The organism is Leisingera sp. M658, assembly GCF_025144145.1.
In the GTDB taxonomy this organism is placed as follows: Bacteria; Pseudomonadota; Alphaproteobacteria; order Rhodobacterales; family Rhodobacteraceae; genus Leisingera.
The window spans coordinates 444,793-465,304 of sequence record NZ_CP083546.1; the positions used below are offsets into that span (position 1 = coordinate 444,793).

Genomic DNA, 20,512 nt, shown 5'->3' on the forward strand with positions numbered 1-20,512 from the left:
ACTATGTCTCATATCTATTCCAACGAGTTTTACGATTACATTGACCAGGGCGCGCGATCTTCGGCGCAGGCGATGATTTCGGTGGTGCAGCCGCATCTGCACGCGGGCAGTGTGCTGGATCTGGGCAGCGGCCGCGGCGTTTGGCTGAGCGAATGGATCAAGGCCGGTGTGATGGATGTGGCCGGCGTTGATGGCGATTATGTAGATCGCGACCGGCTGGCTATCCCGCGTGAGCAGTTCCACGCTGCTGACCTGACCAAACCCTTTGATCTGAAACGCAAGTTCGATCTGGCGCAAAGCCTGGAAGTGGGTGAACATCTGCCTGAGGCGGCCTCGGAGCGGCTGGTGGATAGTCTGACCTGTCACGCCGACCGGGTTCTTTTCTCAGCCGCGGTGCCGGGGCAAGGGGGGGAATTTCACATCAACGAAAAGCCACTGTCATTCTGGCAGGAGATGTTTGCCGCGCGCGGCTTCTCTGCCTTTGACTTTGTCCGGCCCCAACTGAAGGACATCGAGGGCGTCGAGCCTTGGTACCGCTATAACACCGTTCTATACGCCAATGCCGCTGGGCGAAAAAACCTGCCGCAGGCGGTGCTGGCATCGGAAGTCCCGGCCGGGCAGAACGTGCCGCTGGCTGGCAGCCTCGGCTGGCGGATGCGGAGGGGGATCGTCTCGTTGATGCCGCAGTCAGTGGTAACCAGAATTGCCCAGGGGCGCGCTGCGGTGCTGGCCCGCCGTGCACGCCGCCTGCAGGAGGCTGCTGGATGACATTTGCCACCGCCGGCAGCACTGCTACGGGGCGACCTGCAGTGCCGCAATTGCTGGTAACAGTTGCTGCGGTTTTTGCCCTGATGCTGTTGGCCGCGCTGTTCCAACTGCATGATCCAATGATCCGGCATGACGACTATCCGGCGCTGCTGGCGGACCCATCATTGTTCTATTCCAAAACTCTGACCGAAGGACGTTGGGTCAACTATCTGTGGCATTTGCGCGGCGTAGTGACGCCGGCCTGGGTTAACTTCCTGACCTACCACCTGCTGTGGGCGATCTATCTGGGCTGTCTGGTGCATAATGCTCTTGGCCGGCAAACTGAGGTCTGGCAGCGGGTGATGGTAGCGTTGATTGCCGGGTTGTGTCTGCCATCGGTGCTGATCTCGCTGTGGTTTAACACATTGATCCCGGGGCTGGCGATTCTGGCGCTCTATGGCTGGCTTGCCACCCGGCTGAGCGAGCGGGCGTGCCGCTGGCTGATGCTGGTCTTTGTTCCGGCGGCGCTGATGTCTTATACGACCTACCCGTTTTTGATCCTCGCGATGAGCCTGACTCGCGCTGATGCCGCACGTTCGGCGAAGGACCTGGCGGGTTTGCTGGTGCTGTTCATTGCCAGCTTTGCCCTGGGTATGCTGGCAATCTATGCGCTGAACTATGCCGAACACGGGGTGTTCGGCGTGCCGATGGCAGACTGGCGCAATCCCAGCCCTGCGACGGATCTGGCCTCGGCATTGAAAAATTCCAAACTGGCCGCGGATTTCCTGGTGAACCTGGTGCTGAAAGGCGGTTACAGCATCACCGGGCTGGCGCTGCTGCAAACTGCGGTGCTTGGCTGTGCCGTGTGGGCCGTGTGGAGCCGGGATAAATGGCGGGCGCTGTACATGCTGTCCGGGGCCGGGCTGGGGCTGGCGCTGATCTGCCTGCAGGTTATTCGCAGCGGCATCGACATGCCGGTGCGGTCCGGCGGGTTTCTGTGGGCATTTGGCGCAATCTTTGTCGGCTTGTTCGCGCTTCAGCTGCGTGACAGCGGGCGGGCCCGGCTGAGCCGCAACCTGCTGTTTGGCTTCACGGCCCTGTATGTGATCTTTGCCGGGCTGACTCACTATTTCTCTACTGAATGGAACCGCCTGAGCCGGCACATGGCGGCAGATCTGGGCGGCGGCGAAGGGACGGTCTATGTCACAGGCACCTATCTGTCCCTGGAAGCGGCCAACAAGTCCGACCTGCAAAAGGATCAGTCGGTCGAATTCCGGCTGAATTACCTGACGGGGCGGGAGATCGTGATGTGCGAAAGCCGGCCTGAAGCCTGTGCCGGCCTGCCCGAGGAGTTGCGCGGCGGCTTGCTGGACGGCAGGGGCTTTGAAGTGCGCCATATCGATGGCGGTTCGGTTCTGATGCTGTCGCCCAAGGCGCTGCGGGAAGGCAAGCTGGAGGCGGCCCGGAAAAACCGCCAGGCTGACGAATAACGCCGGGCACTGGCCCGGCGGTATGATCCGGCGGTTCGGGGCTGCCTTAGAAATCGAGGCCCAGATCCAGGGTGCGCGCCGAATGGGTAAGCGCGCCGGAGGAAATGTAATCAACCCCGGTGGCAGCCACCTCGGCAATGCGGTCGAGACGCATGTTGCCGGAGGCCTCGGTCACCACCTTGCCCTTGGCGATCTCCACGGCTTTGACCAGAGTCGGGGTGTCCATGTTGTCCAGAAGCACAACATCGGCACCGCCGGTGGCGATGACTTCGGTCAGCTGGTCCAGTGTATCGACCTCGATTTCCACCTTCATCATGTGGCTGACGCTGGATTTGGCGGCGTCCAGAACGGCGCGCACCCCGCCAGCTGCGGCGATGTGGTTGTCCTTGATCAGGATGGCATCCGACAGGCCGAACCGGTGGTTGTAGCCGCCGCCGTGCAGCACTGCCTGCTTCTCGGCGATGCGCAGCCCAGGCGTGGTCTTGCGGGTGCAGGTGATGCGGGTGGCGGTGCCTTTGGTTTCGACGGCAAAGGCCGCTGTCAGCGTGGCAATGCCGGTCAGCCGTCCGGCAAAGTTCAGCGCCACACGCTCGCCCGACAGGATAGAGGCGGCTGAGCCGTCGATGGTCATCAGCGTGTCGCCCTTGCGGCATGGGCTGCCGTCGGGCAGGAGTGTTTCCACCTTGAGCCCGGCATCCACCAGGTGAAAGGCGATGCGGGCGATCTGCATGCCGGAGACCACGCCGTCCTCGCGGGCGTTCAGCCGGGCGGTATAGGCGGCGGTGGCCGGGATCACAGCGCGGGTGGTGATGTCGCCGTTCTGGCCCAGGTCTTCCATCAGCGCTGCACGCACCATCGGTTCCAGGATCAAGTCGGGCAGGGTGGCGAATTGGGTGCTCATGTCGGCTCCTTCACGGCCGGGGGGCAATCCGGTCACGGATCGCCATGGCCTCGTCCAGGGTGATGCGGGTGCGATGTGCCTGCGCGGGATCGGCTGTGGGGAAATCGTCGCGGAAATGACCGCCCCGGCTTTCCTCGCGCTGAAGCGCAGCGGCTGTGATCAGCGTGGCGGTAGCGCACATATTGGCGAAATTCTCGTCCGCGGCCTGCCCGGCTTCGAGCCGGGCAATGGCTGCCAGCGCCTGTTTCAGGCCTTGGGCGGTCCGGCGCACGCCGGCATGAGCTGTCATGGTTTCCCGCAGGTGTTTGACTGCTGCGGCGTCCAGGTCCTGCCCGCCCGGCGGGAAGCTAGGGTGGATCTCATCCACATTTACGGGGGTATCCAGCGACGCGATGTCCTGAACTGCGTTGCGGGCATAGACCAGCGCTTCCAGCAACCCGTTAGAGGCCAGACGATTGGCGCCATGCAGGCCGGTGGAGGAGGCCTCGCCGCAGACCCAGAGGTCTTTCAGGCTGCTGCGGCCCTGCATGTCGGCCTCGACCCCGCCCATGTGGTAATGTGCGGCGACGGCAACCGGGATCGGGTTTTGCACCGGGTCGATGCCGGCACGGGCGCAGGTTTCTGCGACCGTGGGGTAACGGGTCAGCACCTCGGCGCCGAGCGCTTCGGTGGTGTCAAGCATCGGGCGGCGGCCGCCTTGGGTTTCGGCAAAAATCGCCCGTGCAACGATGTCGCGGGGAGCCAGTTCGGCGTCCGGGTGCTCAGCTAGCATGAAGCGTTCACCATTCGCGTTGATCAGCACCGCGCCTTCGCCGCGCAGGGCCTCGGTCGCCAGCGGGGCGGGGTCTTCGCCGATGTCGAATGCGGTGGGGTGGAATTGCACAAACTCCGGGTCGGCAATGCGGGCGCCGGCGCGGGCGGCAAAACCGATCACCTGGCCGCGGATGCGGGGCGGGTTGGTGGTATGGGCATAAAGCCCGCCGGAGCCGCCGCCGGCCAGCAGCACGCCGGGGCATTTGATCAGCACCGGGGCAGAAGGCGTATCGGCGCGGGTGATCCAGATGCCGGTGACGGTACCGCCTTCGGTTTCCAACCGCACAGCTTGGGTGTTTTCCAGCACCTGCACGGACGGAGCTGCGCGCACGGCGGAAATCAATGTCTGCATGATCTTGCCGCCGGCCTGGTCGCCCTTGACGCGCACCACGCGGGCGGCGGAATGGGCAGCTTCGCGGCTCATCACATAATTGCCGTCCGCATCGCGGTCAAATGGCGTGCCGAGGCCGGTCAGGTCGACGATGTGCGCGCGCGCGACCCGTGTGACCATCGCGGCAACCTCTGCGTCAACAGTTCCGGCACCTGCCTGCAGAGTGTCGGCGGCGTGGGCCTCGGGCGTGTCGTGATTGGCCATGGCCGCTGCAACGCCGCCCTGCGCCCAGGCAGAGCTTGCGCCCTTGCCCAAGGCTTCAGGTGAGATCACCAGAACCGGCCGCGGTGCCAGCTCAAGCGCGGCATAGAGCGCGCCAAGACCTGCGCCGGCAATAACAATGCGGCCGGTTTCGATCACAGATCAGACGCCAAGTTTCTGGCTGAGGTCAATCATCCGCTGCACCGCCACACGGGCCTTTTCGGCCACAACTTCATCGACCACGACCGGCTCGGACATGGTGTGCAGAGACCAGAGGATCTTCTCCAGCGTGATCTTCTTCATGTAAGGGCACATGTTGCAGGGGCCGACAAAATCCACCTCGGGCAGTTGATCGGCGATGTTCGAGGCCATCGAACATTCAGTGATCAGCATCGCCTTTTCCGGCTTCTCGTCCGTCACGTATTTAAGAATACCGCTGGTGGAGCCTGAGAAATCGGCCTCGGCCACCACATCCGGCGGGCATTCCGGGTGGGCGATCAGCCGCGTGCCGGGGTTCCATTCGCGGAAATCGCGAAGATCCTGGGCGGTGTATTGCTCGTGCACGATGCAGGAGCCTTCCCACCAGACCACGTTTTTCTGCGGCACCTGTTTGGCGACGTTCTGGGCCAGATACTGGTCCGGTGTCATGATCACCGTGTGGCTGTCTTGCGCCGCGACGATCTGGGCTGCGTTCGACGAGGTACAGCAGATGTCCGATGCGGCTTTCACCTCAGCCGTGGTGTTCACGTAGGACACGACCGGCGCGCCGGGGTATTTGGCGCGCATCTGTTCGATGCCCTCGGCGGTGATTGATTCCGCCAGCGAGCAGCCGGCCTCCATGTCGGGAATCAGCACGGTTTTGTCCGGGCTGAGGATCTTGGAAGTTTCGGCCATAAAATGCACGCCGCACTGGACGATCACATCGGCCTCGACGTTCGCAGCCTCGATCGCCAGCTGCAGGCTGTCGCCGACGACGTCGGAGACACCGTGATAAATCTCGGGCGTCATGTAGTTATGCGCCAGGATCACCGCGTTGCGCTGCTTTTTCAGCTCAAGAATGGCTGCAACATAGGGCGCATGGGCGACCCATTCGATGGGGTTCACCACACGGTTCATCCGCGCGTAGATATCCGTCATCTTTTCGGCAAGGGCAGGATTGGGCGCCAGATCGTACTGGCTGGCGAGTTGATCCCGCATGGATTGCAGGTCGAACATGGCAAGTCCTCAAAGTTGCGTCCAAGGGGACACTTTGGACGGGGGTTGTTTCATGTTCATTTGGCGCACGCAAGCACGCGAGAAGGCTTTTGCAGCCAAAAGCGGTGATTTGGCGCTAACAGGCGGCATCTTCGGGAAGCCGTTACTTCCCAGATGGGTATCGGGGGCAGAATTTTCCAGCCGGTTTGCCGTTTTTGGCTGTCCCGGCGTCCTCTCCTGTGATTTGGAGCCGCGCAAAGCCATGTTAGACCGGGCCGGCAGTTGGCCTTTGGGAGAGTGACCGGACGCGATGAATGATCTGTGGGCAGGACTGAGCCAGGCCTTTTGGCTGCTGGCGACGCTGGACGCGGATCTGGTGGAGATCACCCTGCGCTCGCTGCGGGTGACGCTGACCGCGCTGGCGATTGCCTGTGCCATTGCGCTGCCCTTGGCGGCTTTCCTGGCGGTTCGGCGGTTCCGGCTGCGACGGGCCACAATTGCGGTGCTGAATGCGCTGATGGGGCTGCCGCCGGTGGTGGTGGGGCTGGTGGTCTATGTGTTCCTGTCGCGGGCCGGGCCGTTTGGTGTCTTTGGCCTGCTGTTCACGCCCACGGCGATGATCATTGCGCAGGTGATCATCGTTGTTCCCTTGGTGGCCTCGGTTGCGCATCAGTCATTGCGGGAACTGTGGAGCGATTACCACGATCTGCTGATCTCGATGAACGCAACCCAGCTGCAGCGTATTCAGGCGCTGTTGTGGGACGGGCGGCGGGCGCTGCTGACTGCGGCGCTGGCTGGGTTTGGCCGGGCCATAGGCGAGGTCGGCGCGATCATGGTGGTGGGCGGCAATATCGACCACGCAACGCGGGTACTGACCACGGCAATTGCGCTGGAGACCGGCAAGGGCGAATTTGCTATGGCGCTGGGGCTGGGCTTTGTGCTGATCGCGCTGGCGATTGCGGTCAACCTGGCAATCCACTGGCTGGGCCGGACGGAGAGCGAGGGGCGCTGGTGATGCAGATGTTCCCGCTGGTGGCCAAGGGCGCCATGGTGCGCCGCCGCAGCAAGATCTTGGTCGGGCCGGTGGATCTGACACTGGGCGGGCAGGGCACTTCGATTGTGATCGGCCCCAATGGGGCGGGCAAAACAACGCTGCTGAAGATGCTGCATGGCATTGTGCGGATGAACGGCGGCAGCCTGGACTGGGCCTGCCCGCTGGAAGAGGCGCAAAAGCATCAGGCTTTTGTTTTCCAGACCCCAGTGATGATGCGGCGCTCGGTGATCGAGAACATCGCCTATCCGTTGCGGCTGACCGGCATTGCCCGCAAAGAGGCGCGTGCGCGGGCGGCGGATTGGGCCTGCCGGGTGGGGCTGGGGGCAATCCTGGAGCGCCAAGCGACTATGCTGTCCGGCGGTGAGCGGCAGAAGCTGGCTCTTGCGCGCGCCCTGGTGCGCGAGCCGCAGGTCTTGTTCCTGGATGAGCCTTGCGCGGCGCTGGATGGCCGCGCCACCCGCGAGATCGAGGATATTCTGGCCCATGCATCGGAAAGCGGCACGCGGCTGGTGATGTCCACCCACAACATGGGCCAGGCCCGGCGGCTGGCGGATGAGGTGATCTTTGTCCTGCAGGGCCGCATTCATGAATTCAGCCCGGCGAAAGATTTCTTTGCCGGACCCGAAACCTCTCAGGGACGCGCATTTCTGAACGGAGATATTGTAGAATGAAACATCTGATTATTGCTGCCGTTGCCTCAATGGCAATGGCCACGGCAGCGCTGGCGGAAGAGATGAAGATGGCGGTGACCACTTCCTTCCACAATTCCGGTCTGGCCGAGGTCCTGCTGCCGGAGATCAAGAACGATCTTGGTCTGGACGTGCAGCTTTTGGTTGTTGGCACCGGTCAGGCACTCCGGCTGGGCGAAGCCGGTGACGTGGATGCAATTCTGGTGCATTCGAAGAAAGCCGAAGAGACGTTCCTGGCTGGCGGATACGGCACCCACCGCCGCGAGATCATGTATAATGATTTTGTCTTCATTGGGCCAAAGGCGGATCCGGCCGGCGTGTCCGGCGCAGCGGATGCTGCAAACGCGCTGCAGAAGATTGCCGGGGCAGAGACCGCCTTTGTCAGCCGCGGCGATGACAGCGGCACGCATAAGAAAGAGCTGAGCCTGTGGGCCTCGGCCGGCCTTGATCCTGAAGGTTTCGGCGACTGGTACCGCGCGGTTGGTGCGGGGATGGGGGCTGCTCTGAATACGGCATCGGGCATGGACGGTTACATCATGTCCGACCGGGCAAGCTGGCTCAACTTTGGCAACAAAGGCGGCTTGGCGCTGCTGTTTGCGGGTGATCCGGTGCTGTTCAACCAATACGCCTACATTCCGGTGAACCCGGAAAAACATGGTCACGTGAAGAACAGCCTGGCGGTGCAATTGGAGGCTTGGCTGGTTTCGGACAAAGCGCAAGAGCTGATCAATGACTATCAGATCAATGGCGAGACGCTGTTTGTGTTCAACGCCAAACAGTAGCGATTTTGATCTGCCCGCTGAGCCTCTGCTGTCTGCGGGGGCTGTTCCATTGCAGTGGTACTCCCGCCCATTCCGGGTATCAAAGATACCCTGCAAAGGTTGGGCGTGGCAGCCGCGCTGTGCGCGGCAGGGGGCGTTGCAATTGAACAAACCGCAGTCGCGGCTGAAGCGGTTGCGCGCCGCGCGCCAGCGCGGTGCGCGGCCCAACTGAGAGGTGCATTTTCAAAATGCGCCGGAACAGGCGGGAGCCTCTTGCTTCAGGCCCCGCCGCCAACAGTCAGGGTGACCCGGTCGCCGGCAAACCAGGTGCGGCCAAACTCGACGGGGCGGTTCCCGGGATCAGTATTGATGCCGGTGGTGCGCAGGATCGGGCTGCCTTCGGCTATCTTCAGATGCAGGGCCTGGGTCGCGTTGGCGAGTTTGGCCGTGATCCGGGTTTCGGCGCGGGTGTAGTCCTCAACACCCTGTTTTTGCAATGCCGCGGTGACTGAGCGCAGGTCTTCCAGCGCGCCCAGCATTCCCGGAAACCGGTCCGCGGGAAAGATGCTTTGAAACAGGGCAATGGGCTGGCCGTCAGCAAGAGAAAGCCCGTCATAGACATGCACCTGGGCGCCGGGATCCAGCTGCAGCGCATTGGCTTCACGGGGCGCCGCGCCGCGGGTTTCCAGGGTCAGGATCTGTTTGGCGGGGCTGCGCCCCTCACGCGTCAGGTTCTGGTGAAAGCGCACCCGCTTGCCAATTGGATAATCCGCTGGTTTGGCCGCCACGAACACCCCGGCGCCGCGGCGCGGGTGCACCAGGCCCTGTTCCGCCATATCGGCCAGCGCCCGGCGCACAGTGTGGCGGTTCACCCCGAAACGGGCCGACAGCTGCGCCTCGGCGGGCAGCTTGCCTCCGGTTTCGTAGCGGCCTTGTGCGATGTCATCCGTCAGGGCAATGGCGATGGATTTCCAAACGGGGGTGCGGGCCATGTCATGGAACTTTCACAAGTCTTGGATTGCGCCTGCGGGGGCGACTCAGGTATCATTTGTCTAGTTGTATAGTTTATGTAGACAACCTGGCCAAGAGGCTTAGACAAATGAACACGAATTTTTCCGCAGAAGACCGCAAGGGCTGGATGAGCTTGCTGGCCTCTGCTGACGAGGGCCGGCTCGCTGAGCTGTGGCAAGAATACGGGGCTGATCCGGCTTGCAACTGGCTGCGCGCGCCAGAGGCGGGCGGCGTTATGGTCCGGGGCCGCATGGGCGGGTCCGGCGCCCCCTTTAACCTGGGTGAGATGACCGTCACCCGCTGTGCGCTGTCATTGGAGGACGGAACGGTTGGTCACGGCTATGTGCAGGGCCGCAGCAAAGCAAAGGCCGGAATGGCCGCCAAGATTGATGCGTTGATGCAGACCGGCGCGGCCGCGGGCCTGCGTTCCGCAGTGCTGGAACCGCTGGCCGCCGAACACAAGGCCCGCAAGACGGCCCGGGCCGCCAAGGCTGCGGCGACCAAGGTTGAGTTTTTCACAATGGTGCGGGGAGAGGACTGATGCCTCAGCAGTCTCAGAACACGGCCTATGCCGGCGGTTTCAGCAATCCGCCGGTGGTCTCGGCCCAAGCGTTTCGCGCAGCGATGAATGCGATGGCACGTCCCGGCCGGATCGAAGAGATCACCGGCGCTGCCCCGCCGCACGGGGTCTCGGTTGCCGCAGGCAGCCTGCTGCTGACCCTGTGCGACCCGGAAACCGGTGTCTTTCTGGCCCCGGACGTGGACAGCGAAGCCTTGCGCGGTTGGCTGGCATTTCACACTGGCGCGCCTATCGTAGCGGCGGAGCAGGCGGATTTTGCCCTTGGCAGCTGGGCATCGCTGATGCCGCTTGACCGCTTCCGCATTGGGACGCCGGAGTATCCGGATCGCTCTGCCACCCTGATTGCGGAAGTGCCGGCGTTCGACGCGCCCAATGCCGTCCTGTCCGGGCCGGGCATCAAGGATACCGCAAAGATGGCGCTGCCCGTTTTGGCGGCCTTTCAAAACAACGCGATGCTTTACCCGCTGGGAGTGGACTTCTTTTTTACCTTCGGGACACAGGTGGCTGCGCTGCCCCGGTCCACCCAGATCAGCGCGGAGGCCTGAACGATGTATGTTGCAGTAAAAGGCGGCGAGCGGGCGATTGACAACGCCCACGCCTGGCTTGCCGAGGAGCGCCGCGGTGATAGGGATGTGGCGGAGCTGTCCCTTGACCAGATCCGCGAACAGCTCAGTCTGGCGGTGAACCGGGTGATGGCAGAAGGGTCCCTGTACGATCCGGATCTGGCGGCACTGGCGATCAAGCAATCGCGCGGCGACCTAATCGAGGCGATCTTTTTGATCCGCGCCTACCGCACCACCTTGCCGCGGTTTGGTTATACGCTGCCGGTGGAAACCGGCGGGATGGCCTGCGACCGCCGGATTTCCGCGACTTTCAAAGATGCACCGGGGGGGCAGGTGCTGGGGCCGACGTTCGACTACACCCATCGCCTGCTGGATTTCAAACTGGCCGCAGATGGTGAGGTGCCCGAAGCACCGGTTGCAGAGCCGCGCAAGGAAGCGACACCGCATATCAGCGAGTTTCTGCAAGGTGAGGACATTATTGAACGCGAGCCGGTCTCGGATTCGGTGCCGGGCGACCTGACCCGCGAGCCGATGTCCTTTCCGGCGAACAGGTCTGTGCGGTTGCAGTCGCTGACCCGCGGGGATGAAGGGTTCATCCTTGGGATGGCGTACTCCACCCAGCGCGGCTATGCGCGCAACCACGCTTTTGTCGGCGAGCTGCGGATCGGCACGGTGCCCGTGGAGATGGAGATCCCCGAACTGGGCTTTGCCATTGAGATCGGCGAGGTGGAGCTGACCGAATGCGAAACGGTGAACCAGTTCAAGGGGTCCAAGACGGTGCCGCCGCAGTTCACCCGCGGCTATGGTCTGGTGTTCGGCCAGTCAGAGCGCAAATCCATCGCCATGGCGCTGGTTGACCGCGCGCTGCGCTGGGAGGAGCTGGGGGAGGACAACCTGGGCGCCGCCGCGCAGGACGAGGAATTTGTCCTGAGCCATGCCGACAACATTCAGGCCACCGGTTTTCTGGAGCACATCAAGCTGCCGCACTACGTGGATTTCCAGTCCGAGCTGGAGCTGGTGCGCAAGCTGCGCCGCGAGGCTGCTGAGCTGGCTGAGACGCTGGCGGAACGGGAGGCCGCGGAATGACTTACCTACTGTCCTTTCCGGCGCTGCGGCGCCCAAGAAAATATACAACCCCGAGAAACGCCAGACCAATGGCCAGGCCAGAACAAAAACTCACAGGATCCATGGATACCTCCGTGTGCCGGGAGAGTGGAAAATGACTTCAAATCAACGGCTGGCGGAAGCTGGCGACTACAACTTTGCATACCTTGACGAACAGACCAAGCGGATGATCCGCCGGGCGATCCTCAAAGGGCTGGCGGTACCGGGGTACCAGGTGCCTTTTGCCAGCCGTGAGATGCCGATGCCTTATGGCTGGGGCACCGGCGGCGTGCAGGTCACGGCGGCCACGCTGACGGCGGACGACACGCTGAAAGTGATCGACCAAGGGGCCGACGACACCACCAACGCGGTGTCGATCCGCAAGTTCTTTGAAAAGACGGCGGGTGTGGAGACTACCGAGGAGACGGAGAAGGCCAGCATCATCCAGACCCGCCACCGGATCCCCGAAGCGGAACTGACCGAGGATCAGATCCTGGTCTATCAGGTGCCGATCCCGGAGCCGCTGCGGTTTCTGGAGCCGAGGGAGACTGAGACCCGCAAAATGCATGCCTTGCAGGAATACGGGCTGATGCATGTGAAACTGTATGAGGACATCAGCCAGCACGGGGCAATTGCCACCGCCTATGCCTATCCGGTGAAGGTGGAAGGGCGCTATGTGATGGATCCCTCGCCGATCCCGAAGTTCGACAATCCCAAGATGGAAATGGCGGCGATCCAGCTGTTCGGTGCAGGCCGGGAGCAGCGCATTTACGCGGTGCCGCCTTATACCAAGGTCGTATCCCTCGATTTTGAGGACTACCCGTTTGAAGCCAGCAAGGCTGATCACGCTTGCGACCTTTGCGGTGCGGAGGACAGCTATTTGGATGAGGTAATCCTGGATGACGCGGGCAACCGGATGTTTGTCTGTTCCGATACCGATTACTGCCGCTCGCGGCGCGGCGCAGGCCATACCGGCCGCCTGAGTGAGGAGGCAGCGTGATGACACCTTTGCTGCAAGTGAAGAACGTCGCCAAAATGTATGGCGCGCGGATCGGCTGCACGGATGTGAGCTTTGATCTCTACCCCGGCGAAGTGATGGGGATTGTGGGCGAAAGCGGCTCAGGTAAATCGACGCTGCTGAACAGCCTGGCGGGTCATCTGGTACCGGACCGGGGAGAGGTGATCTTTGACACCCGCGCCGATGGTCCGGTGGATACCGTCACCATGTCCGAGCCGGAACGCCGGATGCTGAGCCGCACCGATTGGGCGTTTGTGCATCAGCACGCCCGCGACGGGCTGCGTATGTCTGTCAGCGCGGGCGGTAACATCGGCGAACGGCTGATGGCAGTCGGGGACCGCCATTATGGCGCGATCCGCGAACGCGCCGCCGATTGGCTGGGCCGGGTGGAGATTTCCGAAGGCCGCATTGATGACCGTCCGTCGGCCTTTTCCGGTGGCATGCAGCAGCGGCTGCAGATTGCCCGCAATCTGGTGACCGGCCCGCGGCTGGTGTTCATGGATGAACCGACCGGCGGTCTTGATGTTTCGGTCCAGGCGCGATTGCTGGATCTGTTGCGGGGGTTGGTGCGGGAAATGGGGCTGAGCGCCATCATCGTCACCCACGATCTAGCCGTTGTGCGCCTTTTGGCGGACCGGCTGATGGTGATGAAGGACGGCCATGTGGTTGAAACCGGGCTGACCGATCAGGTGCTGGATGATCCCCAGCATGGCTATACCCAGCTGCTGGTCTCCAGCGTGCTGCAAGTCTGAGGGCAGGGTGATGATTGAACTGAATAATGTAAGCAAGAGCTTCACCCTGCACAACCAGGGCAGCGCAGTGATCCCGGTGATGGAAAACGCCACGCTGCGTGTAAAGCCGGGTGAATGCGTTGGCCTGACTGGGGCCTCGGGGGCGGGGAAGTCCACCCTGATGCGGGTGATCTATGGCAACTATCTGGCAGCGTCCGGCAGTGTGATGGTCGGCGGGGTAGATGTCGCCGAAGCCGCGCCGCGTGAGATCCTGGCGTTGCGCCGCGAGACCCTGGGATATGTCAGCCAGTTCCTGCGTGTGGTGCCGCGGGTGCCGGCGCTGGATGTAGTGGCTGAGCCGCTGCTGGCAGTGGGGACGCCGCTGGAGCAGGCGCGAGATACGGCGGCCTCGCTGCTGGCGCAGCTGAACATTCCGAAACGGCTGTGGAGCCTTAGCCCGACCACATTTTCGGGCGGGGAGCAGCAGCGGGTGAATATCGCCCGCGGCTTTGCCTACGGTTATCCGGCGCTGCTGCTGGATGAGCCGACCGCGAGCCTTGATGCCAGGAACCGCGCCACCGTGCTGGACCTGATTGACCGGGCCAAGGCGCGGGGCGCGGCGATCATCGGTATCTTCCATGATGAGGCGGCGCGTGCGCAGGTCTGCGACCGGTTCGTGGATGTCTCGAAATTTGCTCCGCAGGCCGCGGCATGAACGGGGCAGCTGGCAAGGGACCGGTTATTGCTGTGGTCGGCCCTTCTGGTGCCGGCAAGGACAGCCTGATGTCGGCGCTGGCAGTATCAGGCCCGCAGCTGCGGCTGATGCGCCGGGTTATCACCCGCGCACCCGAGGCGGGCGGAGAGGATTATCAGGCGGTGACGGAACCTGAGTTTTCGGCGTTGGCAGAAAATGGGGTCTTTGCCCTGCACTGGCAGGCACACGGGCTGCACTATGGCATTCCACGCGACATTGAAATGCTGCGGGAGGGATCGGACGGCGTGCTGGTGAACCTTTCGCGTGCCGTGCTGCTGAAGGCACAGGAGGTGTTCGGAGATTTCATCGTGCTGTCGGTGACTGCTGCGCCGGAGGTTCTGGCAGAGCGTCTGCTGGCACGCGGGCGGGAAGATGCGCAAGAGGTACGGCGCCGTCTGACGCGCGCGGCCAACCCGCTTCCCGACGGGCTGGCCCGTGTGCATGAGATTGACAACAGCGGTGCGCTGAGCGCGGCGGTGCGGGCCGCGCTGGCCGCCATTCAGCCGGAAAGGGGGTAGCGATGGATCAGGTGGAACCGGCCGTCCGCTGCTTCGCCCACCAGCGCCAGATCCCGGATCACGAAGGGGGCTGGCAGCAGCGGGAGGAGATGCGTGCCGAGCGCGTCTTGCACCGCAGGCAGCTGCGGCTTGGGCAGTTTGCCGGTCAAGGTGATATGAAAGCGGAACTGGTCCAGAACATAAGGGTAGCCCCAGCGGCTGAGGTTTGCGTCCTGCTCCGGGGGCAGCCCCGCGCCGCGGCGGCGTTCCAGCTCAGCCTCAGACGCAGGCGCGCGGAACAGGTCAAGCTCTGTCACGCAGGCGGCGGCCAGCGCCTTCAGCGCGGTTTCGTCCCCAGCAGGGCGCAGGGCCAGGAAACGGCCCAACCGGGCCAGCTGCAGACCGTCGAGCGTGACCGGTTTCTGCGTGGCGGCCAGCGCCGCGCAGGTGTCTTCAAGCGCCGATCGGGTCTGCCCCCCGGCGAGACGCATTGGCGGCTTCAGGGTGGCGTGCAGCCCGTATTTGCGCGGCACATCGGTGATTGCCGTCACGTCCAGCCCGTGAACCTGCGGGTGGGGCAGATCCAGACCCGCTTCCATGTCCCAGCCCAGCCAGGCGGCGGCAAAGCGGCTCCAGTCCGCATCAGCGGGCGGGGCGTAATAGATCGCGTATCGCGTGAATGTCACATTGGCCTCCTAAACGTGGCCTTCCATAGCTTGAAAGATGTGAAGTTCAGATGACAGAAGACTTGATCCTTGCCAATGCAACACTGGTGCTGCCGGGCGAGACCCGGACCGGCAGTGTTAAGATCGCGGGTGGTGAAATCACTGATATCGCAGATGGGGCTTCGGTTCCGGCAGGCGCAATTGATTGCGAGGGTGACTGTGTCTGCCCGGGGCTGGTGGAGCTGCACACCGATAATCTGGAACGCCACATCCAGCCCCGGCCCAAGGTGGACTGGCCGCATGCCAACGCCATCATCGCCCATGATGCGGAACTGGCAGGCACTGGGATCACCACGGTGTTTGATGCCATGCGCGTGGGGTCGATCAGCCGCAGGGAAAGCCGCTATGGCGCCTATGCCAGGCAGCTGGCCTTCGAACTGCTGGAACTGCGGGCGGCAGACGCGCTGAAGATCTCGCATTTTCTGCATCTGCGGGCCGAAGTTTGCAGCGATACGCTGCTTGATGAACTGAATGCGTTTGGAGATGCGGACCGGGTTGGGCTGGTTTCGCTGATGGACCACACGCCGGGCCAGCGGCAGTTCCGCGATATTACAAAGCTTGAGCAATACGTGAAGGGAAAGCATGGGTTTGACGATGCGGCTTTTCAGGCCCATGTCGCGCATCTGAAAGATCTGCGCGATACCTACGGCGACGTGCATGAAGCTGAGGCGGTGAAAGCCGCCAGGAGGTTCGGTGCGGTGCTGGCCAGTCATGACGACACCACAGCGGATCAAGTGGCTGTATCAGCCCGGCATGGCATCAGCCTGGCGGAATTTCCGACAACGATAGAGGCGGCGCAGGCCTGTCATGGTCACGGGATCAAAGTGATGATGGGGGCGCCGAACCTGATCCGCGGCGGCTCGCATTCCGGCAATGTGGCAGCGCATGAGCTGGCGGAGCTGGAGCTGCTGGACATTCTTTCGTCAGACTATGTCCCCGCGGCATTGCTGATGGCGGCAGTCCAGCTGGGCGAGCTGTGGGGCGATATGGCGCGCGGCCTGGGCACGGTAACCCATGCGCCGGCCGATGCTGTTGCGCTGGGTGATCGCGGGCGGTTGGAAACCGGTCAGCGCGCGGATCTGATCCGGTTCCGGCTGAAGGCCGGCGCGCCTGTCCTGCGCGGTGTCTGGTCGCGCGGAGAGCGTGTGGCCTGAGCGGCCCAAAAGCCGGCAGCGGGAGGAGCGCCCGCCCTCTTGGGGCGGGGGCGTGCGCTGCCCGGCCTTCCGGGCCGGGCGGTGACCGGGATCAGCCGGCCCGGTAGAACATATAGCGCCCAGGCTGGATGCCATCCGGGCCGTCCAGTTCTTCAAAACCAATCAGCGGCTGGCCGGAGACGATGATGCCGCCGGGTGCCATGACCTGCGCGATGACGGGGGAGAGGGCGGCGGCCTCGGCGACATCCTTTTCCTTGATCCCGAAGCCGAAGTCATAATGCGCCAAGGCGATTTTGCGCCCCTCGGCTGCCAGCCGTTCCAGCATTGGTTTTGCCTCGCCTTGCAGGAAATCCTGCTCCGGCGGCACGCAGGAGGGGTGGCATTGCAGCAACCGGTCAATGACCCAGATCCGCCGGCTGGGCAGCGTTTCACGCAGGTGATCATAGGTGCGGCCGTTGCCAAGCCCCATGTCCAGCACATCGCCGCCCAGCGGGGTGACCTTATCTGCGGCCCAATTCAGCCCGTCGCGCTGGGCGGTGAGGCGGCGCAGCATGGAATCAAGACGGCTCATTCAGGACATCCTTTCGTCATAGATCCAGGCCTCTGCCGGGCCATCCAGCAGGCGCCGTGCAAGAGCGGCGGTAAAATCCCAGACCGCGTGGTCATGCACCAGGTGGTGGGTCAGAAGGCCGTAAGGCTCTGCATTGTCGGCATCCCCCTGTCGGCGGTCGCGGAGCTGGCGCGCCACTTGCGCAATCAGCTGCTCCGGTGGCAGCAAGCTGCGGGTGCCTTTCCAGTCGATGGGATCCAGGTGGGTGTTCACCCGCAGCAGGCCGGAGGCGGGTTTGGCGCTTTTGCGCGGTGTAAAAGTGGAAACTGCCGTGAAACCGGTACCCGCCAGCCACGTCAGCATTTCCGGAGAGATCCGGTTCCAGGGGGGCACGAACATAGGGCGCAGGCTGGTGCCGAATATCCCTTGCAGAGAGATCAGGCCGCGCTCGGCATCGTCCAGCAGTTCCTCCAGCGGGCGGTGGGCACCGAACTCGGCTTTCTTCTCGCCGGCGGGGGCGTGGTTCTGATGCGCCCAGCCATGCACCACCGGGATCAGTTGCGGGTGATCTGCAACAAAACGGCCAAGATCCGGGGTGACGCCGTGCGGGATCACCGCGAGATGCACAGGCAGATCCAGATCCTCAGACAGTGCTGCCAAACGCTCCAACTCGGTTGAATGGGACATCGCGTCATCATCCCGCCACCACAAAGGCAGAGTCAATCCTGCCGTCTGCCAGTGCTCCAGTTCCCGGTCCAGCCCGCTCCAATCCGGTGTCATTCGCGCCCTCCCGCAAGTTCTGCGGCAATCTCCACACTCCGGGCGGCGCCGTCAAACCTGAAACCGCCTGCAACCCGCGGCGGTGCGTGCAATACTGCCTTGACCGCAGCGCATAGCGTCCTGGCTGAGAGATCTGCGGTTTTGACCACTTGGACGCCGTTCAGGGGCGCAAGGCTGGCAGCGCGCAGGCCTTGCTCAGTTTCATTCCCGGCATCAAACGGGATCAGCACCGCAGGCGTGCCGGCTTGCAGCAGGTCCAGAGCAGTGTTGTAGCCGCACATGCTGACCGAGGCCGCGGCATGGGAGAGCATTTGGCGGAAATCCTTGCGCGCTGGTTCCAGAAGGGCGGGGGAGCCTGCCTTGGCAAAATCCGCGATGCGCGCTGCAGCGTCTGATCCGCCAACCAGCAGCCGCCAAGGCGTGTCCGGCATCAGCTTTGCCGCGTCAAGTGCTGCCTGGTATAGCGGCGTGCCCACGCTGCCGCCGCCAGCACTGACCAGCACCTCGCCTGATCCTGCCTGTGACGGATGCGGGCCGGCAGCCGGAGGGGCAACGTAACCGGTATAGCGCAGCTTGCCCGCAAGCATTCGGGTGACCGGCCAGCTGGCCTCGAGCTTTGTTGCTGCGGGGTCGGAGTGGACCAGCACCGCGTCATAGAACCGGGCGATTACGGCATCGGCTTTGTCCGCTTTTTCGGGTTTGGAGGGCGGAGCGAGAATGTCACGAATAGAGGACAGGATCACCGGCCGCCGGGGCAACGCATGTGCGGCATCAAGCAGCGCCAGGAACTCCTTGCGCAGCGAGCGGCGGCCAAAGGGGTAAAGTTCGGTAATCAGCACATCAGGCTGCATGTCGTTCAGAGCGGCACAAAGAACGTCTTGGCGCCGGATCATGTAGGCCGCGTCCGTCAGCCTTCCGTCCTCTGCCAGCAAACGGGTGAAATCCACTCCATCGGAACGCAGCGGTGGCAGCTGGATCAGCCCGATCCCGTCCGTGTCGAGCTGCGGGGCAGGGAAGCCACCGGAAACCACCTGAACCTGATGGCTGGCAGCGGTGAAAGCGCGGGCCAATGTCAGTGCACGGGCCAGATGGCCGGTGCCAAGCAGATGGGTGACGGCGATCAGAACCTTCATGGCGCGGCCTTGCGGATCAGCCGGACCGGTTCGGGCCAAGGCATAAGGGCGGCGCCGCTGATTTCCACCACAAACAGCCGGTTGCGTTTGATGCGGAAGGGGGCGGGGCCATTGAAGTCCCAACCATGTGCACGTGCCAGGATCATCCGCATGATGCCGATGTGGCAGACCGCCACTGTATCCCGCGTCAGACCGCGCAGCCAGGGTTCAATGCGTGTCCATACCTCGGCAGGGGTTTCTCCGCCGGGCGGGCGGTAGTGCCAGCCCCAGTTCTCGATATCGCGGAAACCGCTGGCTGGGTCGGCCTTCAGGTCCTGCCCCTGCAACCCCTCCCAGTCGCCCCAGTTCATTTCGGTCAGTTCATGTGCAGTGCTGGGTGCGCGGCCTGTGATCAGTTCTGCGGTCTCCGCCGCGCGCATCAGCGGGCTGGACCATAGGTCTGCCAGCGGCCAGTCAGCGGGCAGGGCGTAGCCGCGCAGCTCTTCGCGGGCCTGATCATCCAGCGGGATGTCACTGCGGCCCTGGATGCGGCCGGCGCGGTTCCAGGCAGTGTGGCCATGACGCAAAAGGGCGAGGCGGATCATACGCGGGTCTCCATCAGCGGCAGAACGGTTGCCCAGAACTGCCGGGCAGCGGCGGGTGCAAGGTGGCGGGAAGAAATGAGGTCACGTGCATCCTTGCCAGCCTCAACGCGCAGTTCGGGCTTTGCAAGCAAGCCTGTGGTAAAACCTGCAAGAGCCTCGGCCCCCTGATCCGGAGCGGGATAGCCAGCGGGCAGCAGCACATCCCGCACGCCAGGCCGGTCCTGGGCTGCGATGGGCAGACCATGGGCCTGGGCTTCCAGATAAACCATGCCAAAAGCTTCGTTCACGCCCGGCCAAAGGAACAGGCTGGCGTTGCCATAGGCGGCTGCCAGCTCCTCGCGGGAAAGCAGGCCGAGGAAGCGCACTTTGTGTCCGTAAGGGGCCATCAGTGCTTCGACCTCGCTGCGGGCGGGGCCGTCGCCGGCAATGTCCAGCCGCCAATCGCCAGGCAGATGAGACAGCATTTCCGAGATGATTTGGTAAGAGGCCAGCTTGTCACCCTGACGCATCATGCCAGCCGTCAGCATCGGGCCGTCCAGCGACGAGGCTTCGGGCAGCTGATCCAGCGGCAGGAAGGGGGGCAGATGGGCCACAGCCTGTGCGCCGCAGCGGTCGCGGTTCAATGCGAAATGGTCCTGCTCGGTGAAGTAGAAGATCACCGCGGCAGCGTCGGCAGCGGCGTGAGCAGCTATGGCAAATCCGGCCCATCGCCCGGTCAGGCGTTTCTTGGCGCGGGTGGATTCGATCTGCACATAGGGAATGCCACGGGCGCGGGCGACGGCAGGGCCGATCAGATCTGGCGCCTTGTAATAGTTGTGATAGCTGACCCAGAGGTCCGCGTCGGGCATGCAACGGATCAGTCTTTCAGCCTCAGCCTCGGCCTGATTGCGCAGGCTGGACTGCAGCGCCGCGTCGCCGGTCTTGTCATAGATCCGCAAGTCTGAAACCAGCTGCACCGCCGCACCGCTGGCGGTGAGCAGCTCCATCAGGTTGCGGGCAATCTCGCGGTCGCCGGAGGGCACCGGGTGATGCGGCGGCTTCATCGGTGCGTAGAAGGCAACCCGCTTTCCGGCTCCCGGCTGCATGG

At 63.4% G+C, this 20,512-nt stretch carries 23 protein-coding genes; 13 read left to right on the plus strand and 10 right to left on the minus strand.

The window, feature by feature from the left end; genetic code table 11:
- Window positions 1-3: 3 nt before the first annotated feature.
- Together K3724_RS02310 and K3724_RS02315 are read left to right on the plus strand one after the other, a co-directional pair.
- Window positions 4-768, plus strand: a complete 765-nt coding sequence (locus K3724_RS02310) for a methyltransferase domain-containing protein (protein ID WP_259989693.1) — start codon at window positions 4-6, stop codon at window positions 766-768.
- On the plus strand, window positions 765-2,237 hold the full coding sequence (locus K3724_RS02315) for a hypothetical protein (protein WP_259989695.1): 1,473 nt from the start codon (window positions 765-767) through the stop codon (window positions 2,235-2,237). Before K3724_RS02310 ends, K3724_RS02315 begins: the two co-directional genes overlap by 4 nt.
- 46 nt (window positions 2,238-2,283) lie before the next feature.
- Here the strand turns inward: K3724_RS02315 and nadC are convergent, their stop codons facing one another.
- The 3 genes from nadC to nadA are packed head-to-tail and all read right to left on the minus strand — an operon-like array spanning window position 2,284 to window position 5,758.
- Window positions 2,284-3,138, minus strand: coding sequence for a carboxylating nicotinate-nucleotide diphosphorylase (nadC, locus tag K3724_RS02320; protein ID WP_259989697.1), 855 nt, complete (start codon window positions 3,136-3,138; stop codon window positions 2,284-2,286).
- A gap of 10 nt (window positions 3,139-3,148) precedes the next feature.
- Entirely contained in the window at window positions 3,149-4,702 is a 1,554-nt protein-coding gene (locus K3724_RS02325; RefSeq protein WP_259989700.1) for an L-aspartate oxidase, read from the minus strand.
- 3 nt (window positions 4,703-4,705) lie between these two features.
- Window positions 4,706-5,758 carry a quinolinate synthase NadA gene (gene nadA, locus K3724_RS02330; RefSeq protein WP_259989702.1) on the minus strand — a complete coding sequence of 351 codons (1,053 nt, stop codon included), beginning with the start codon at window positions 5,756-5,758 and terminating at the stop codon, window positions 4,706-4,708.
- Window positions 5,759-6,047: 289 nt separating this feature from the next.
- Between nadA and K3724_RS02335 the strand changes: the two genes are divergently transcribed.
- The 3 genes from K3724_RS02335 to K3724_RS02345 are packed head-to-tail and all read left to right on the plus strand — an operon-like array spanning window position 6,048 to window position 8,262.
- Complete coding sequence (locus tag K3724_RS02335; RefSeq protein WP_259989705.1) at window positions 6,048-6,752, plus strand: ABC transporter permease; 705 nt, start codon at window positions 6,048-6,050, stop codon at window positions 6,750-6,752.
- Window positions 6,752-7,462, plus strand: a complete 711-nt coding sequence (locus tag K3724_RS02340; RefSeq protein WP_259989706.1) for an ATP-binding cassette domain-containing protein — start codon at window positions 6,752-6,754, stop codon at window positions 7,460-7,462. The genes K3724_RS02335 and K3724_RS02340 overlap by 1 nt, the downstream gene beginning before the upstream one ends.
- Window positions 7,459-8,262 carry a substrate-binding domain-containing protein gene (locus K3724_RS02345; protein ID WP_259989709.1) on the plus strand — a complete coding sequence of 268 codons (804 nt, stop codon included), beginning with the start codon at window positions 7,459-7,461 and terminating at the stop codon, window positions 8,260-8,262. Before K3724_RS02340 ends, K3724_RS02345 begins: the two co-directional genes overlap by 4 nt.
- A gap of 257 nt (window positions 8,263-8,519) precedes the next feature.
- Here K3724_RS02345 and phnF read toward each other — a convergent pair whose 3' ends face one another.
- The gene (gene phnF / locus K3724_RS02350) at window positions 8,520-9,233 is read right to left on the minus strand and encodes a phosphonate metabolism transcriptional regulator PhnF (RefSeq protein WP_259989712.1); all 714 of its coding nucleotides are present in this window, start codon (window positions 9,231-9,233) and stop codon (window positions 8,520-8,522) included.
- Between the two features lie 107 nt (window positions 9,234-9,340).
- Between phnF and phnG the strand changes: the two genes are divergently transcribed.
- The 7 genes from phnG (at window position 9,341) to phnN (ending at window position 14,520) form a co-directional block, all read left to right on the plus strand.
- Window positions 9,341-9,793: a phosphonate C-P lyase system protein PhnG gene (phnG, locus tag K3724_RS02355; protein WP_259989714.1), complete on the plus strand. Its 453-nt coding sequence runs from the start codon at window positions 9,341-9,343 to the stop codon at window positions 9,791-9,793.
- Window positions 9,793-10,377, plus strand: a complete 585-nt coding sequence (gene phnH / locus K3724_RS02360) for a phosphonate C-P lyase system protein PhnH (protein WP_259989717.1) — start codon at window positions 9,793-9,795, stop codon at window positions 10,375-10,377. The genes phnG and phnH overlap by 1 nt, the downstream gene beginning before the upstream one ends.
- A 3-nt stretch (window positions 10,378-10,380) precedes the next feature.
- Window positions 10,381-11,481, plus strand: coding sequence for a carbon-phosphorus lyase complex subunit PhnI (locus tag K3724_RS02365; RefSeq protein ID WP_259989719.1), 1,101 nt, complete (start codon window positions 10,381-10,383; stop codon window positions 11,479-11,481).
- Window positions 11,482-11,614: 133 nt separating this feature from the next.
- Entirely contained in the window at window positions 11,615-12,499 is an 885-nt protein-coding gene (locus K3724_RS02370) for an alpha-D-ribose 1-methylphosphonate 5-phosphate C-P-lyase PhnJ (protein WP_259989721.1), read from the plus strand.
- Window positions 12,499-13,269, plus strand: coding sequence for a phosphonate C-P lyase system protein PhnK (gene phnK / locus K3724_RS02375; RefSeq protein WP_259989723.1), 771 nt, complete (start codon window positions 12,499-12,501; stop codon window positions 13,267-13,269). Before K3724_RS02370 ends, phnK begins: the two co-directional genes overlap by 1 nt.
- 10 nt (window positions 13,270-13,279) lie before the next feature.
- Window positions 13,280-13,963 carry a phosphonate C-P lyase system protein PhnL gene (gene phnL, locus K3724_RS02380; RefSeq protein ID WP_259989726.1) on the plus strand — a complete coding sequence of 228 codons (684 nt, stop codon included), beginning with the start codon at window positions 13,280-13,282 and terminating at the stop codon, window positions 13,961-13,963.
- On the plus strand, window positions 13,960-14,520 hold the full coding sequence (gene phnN / locus K3724_RS02385; RefSeq protein ID WP_259989729.1) for a phosphonate metabolism protein/1,5-bisphosphokinase (PRPP-forming) PhnN: 561 nt from the start codon (window positions 13,960-13,962) through the stop codon (window positions 14,518-14,520). Before phnL ends, phnN begins: the two co-directional genes overlap by 4 nt.
- Here phnN and K3724_RS02390 read toward each other — a convergent pair.
- Window positions 14,502-15,185 carry a DUF1045 domain-containing protein gene (locus K3724_RS02390; protein ID WP_259989731.1) on the minus strand — a complete coding sequence of 228 codons (684 nt, stop codon included), beginning with the start codon at window positions 15,183-15,185 and terminating at the stop codon, window positions 14,502-14,504. The genes phnN and K3724_RS02390 overlap by 19 nt on opposite strands.
- 50 nt (window positions 15,186-15,235) lie before the next feature.
- On the opposite strand from K3724_RS02390, the gene K3724_RS02395 reads away from it, so the two are divergent.
- A complete protein-coding gene (locus K3724_RS02395; RefSeq protein WP_259989733.1) occupies window positions 15,236-16,378 on the plus strand; it encodes an alpha-D-ribose 1-methylphosphonate 5-triphosphate diphosphatase in 1,143 nt (380 codons plus the stop codon).
- A gap of 91 nt (window positions 16,379-16,469) precedes the next feature.
- On the opposite strand, the gene K3724_RS02400 is transcribed toward K3724_RS02395, so the two are convergent.
- From K3724_RS02400 to K3724_RS02420, 5 genes are read right to left on the minus strand one after another with little or no spacing between them, the layout of a single operon-like run.
- A complete protein-coding gene (locus tag K3724_RS02400) occupies window positions 16,470-16,949 on the minus strand; it encodes a class I SAM-dependent methyltransferase (protein ID WP_259989735.1) in 480 nt (159 codons plus the stop codon).
- A complete protein-coding gene (locus K3724_RS02405; protein WP_259989737.1) occupies window positions 16,950-17,708 on the minus strand; it encodes a polysaccharide deacetylase family protein in 759 nt (252 codons plus the stop codon).
- Window positions 17,705-18,841 carry a glycosyltransferase family protein gene (locus K3724_RS02410; RefSeq protein ID WP_259989739.1) on the minus strand — a complete coding sequence of 379 codons (1,137 nt, stop codon included), beginning with the start codon at window positions 18,839-18,841 and terminating at the stop codon, window positions 17,705-17,707. The genes K3724_RS02405 and K3724_RS02410 overlap by 4 nt, the downstream gene beginning before the upstream one ends.
- Window positions 18,838-19,425, minus strand: coding sequence for a histidine phosphatase family protein (locus K3724_RS02415; protein ID WP_259989741.1), 588 nt, complete (start codon window positions 19,423-19,425; stop codon window positions 18,838-18,840). The genes K3724_RS02410 and K3724_RS02415 overlap by 4 nt, the downstream gene beginning before the upstream one ends.
- Window positions 19,422-20,510 (minus strand): glycosyltransferase family 4 protein, encoded by a 1,089-nt coding sequence (locus K3724_RS02420; RefSeq protein ID WP_259989743.1) that lies wholly within the window; start codon window positions 20,508-20,510, stop codon window positions 19,422-19,424. Before K3724_RS02420 ends, K3724_RS02415 begins: the two co-directional genes overlap by 4 nt.
- Window positions 20,511-20,512 lie beyond the last annotated feature (2 nt).